Genomic DNA, 1,259 nt, shown 5'->3' with positions numbered 1-1,259 from the left:
TGGCATGGGGCTGCGATCCGACAGAGGTCCGGATTGTTTTAAGCCCGCGCGCCTTCGCCTACGAAAAATAGAACTTTTCCGCCGGCATCATCTTCGGCGGGGTCTCGCCCAGCGCTTCGAATACCGAGATTTCGCAGACACGACAGAGGCCGTCGAGTGCAAGGTCGTTGGCCTCGGTGCCGAACGGATCCTCGAGCTCTTCCGAAAGCGCGTCGAGGCCGAAGAAGGTGTAGGCGATCAGCGCCGTGAACAGCGGCGTTGCCCAACCGGTGGTCGAGATCAGGCCGATCGGCAGCAGCAGGCAGACGATATAGGCCGTGCGATGCACCAGCAGCGTGTAGGCGAAGGGTAACGGCGTACCGGCGATCCGCTCGCAGCCGGCCTGGATGGCGGCGATCGACGCGAGCCTCTCATCGAGGATACGAAAGCCGATCGAGTCGACATCGCCCGCCCGGCGCTGCGCATTGGCACGCCGGCCCATGCGCCTGACCATCTCATCTGCCGGATTGGAAAAGGCTGCGGCCTTGTCCGCCTCGGCGTCGATGAAGGCGCGGGCATCCTTCATGCTGTCGATCTTGCGCAACTGCCCGCGCAGGAAATGACAGAAGGCGAGCGCTTCCATCAGCAGGGCGCGCTGCTCGGTCTGGTCCGGGATGAGGCTGGTGGTGGCGCGGGCCAGGTTGCGCATTTCGAAGACCAGCGCGCCCCACAGCTTGCGCGCCTCCCACCAACGGTCGTAGGCGGCGTTGTTGCGGAACGAGAGATAGATCGACAATGTCACGCCGACGAGGCCGAAAGGCGTGATGTTGAAGACGCTGAAATCAAGCTGGAACCGGCGCGCCACGGCCAGGATGATCGCGGAATAGAGCGCGAAGCCCAATATCTGCGGCAGGATGCGTGGCACGACCGAACCGCGCATGATGAAGAACAGCTGCAGGAATGTGGGGCGCGGGCGAACGATCATCGAAGGCCTTTCACGGACCGGCATCGGCCCTCAGCTCCTCTATTGTGCGATGCGACAGGTCCGCAAGCCCAGCCGCCAGCGACATCGCCATGTCGTCCTTGCAGCGCCAGGACTATCGGCACGCGCCGGTCGCGGATATTGAAGAGCACGTGGGCTGCGGCCCATTTCTGCAGGCGAGAGAAACGAATGACCGGCGAGACCGATCTGAAGACACTGCTGGCATCGATGACGCCGGAACTGCTGGCCGGCACCTATGTCTTCGCCACGCTGGCGCCTGGCGTCGCTCAGCCGGAAG

At 63.6% G+C, this 1,259-nt stretch carries 2 protein-coding genes; one reads left to right on the top strand and one right to left on the bottom strand.

What is annotated here, in order from left to right; genetic code table 11:
- Window positions 1-58: 58 nt before the first annotated feature.
- Window positions 59-988: a bestrophin family ion channel gene (locus EN984_RS35105; protein ID WP_236382962.1), complete on the bottom strand. Its 930-nt coding sequence runs from the start codon at window positions 986-988 to the stop codon at window positions 59-61.
- A gap of 162 nt (window positions 989-1,150) precedes the next feature.
- On the opposite strand from EN984_RS35105, the gene EN984_RS35100 reads away from it, so the two are divergent.
- The coding region (locus tag EN984_RS35100) for an ACT domain-containing protein (protein ID WP_348630245.1) at window positions 1,151-1,259 on the top strand (109 nt) is incomplete at its 3' end.

It is taken from the genome of Mesorhizobium sp. M7A.F.Ca.CA.004.12.1.1, assembly GCF_003997835.1.
GTDB lineage: Bacteria > Pseudomonadota > Alphaproteobacteria > Rhizobiales > Rhizobiaceae > Mesorhizobium.
The sequence above is the reverse complement of the archived record's forward strand: the minus strand, read 5'-3'. Positions and strand labels throughout refer to the sequence as shown.

Coding starts and splice junctions, on each gene's coding strand:
- EN984_RS35105 (WP_236382962.1), bottom strand. CDS start 988: ATGCCGGTCCGTGAAAGGCCTTCGATGATCGTTCGCCCGCGCCCCACA.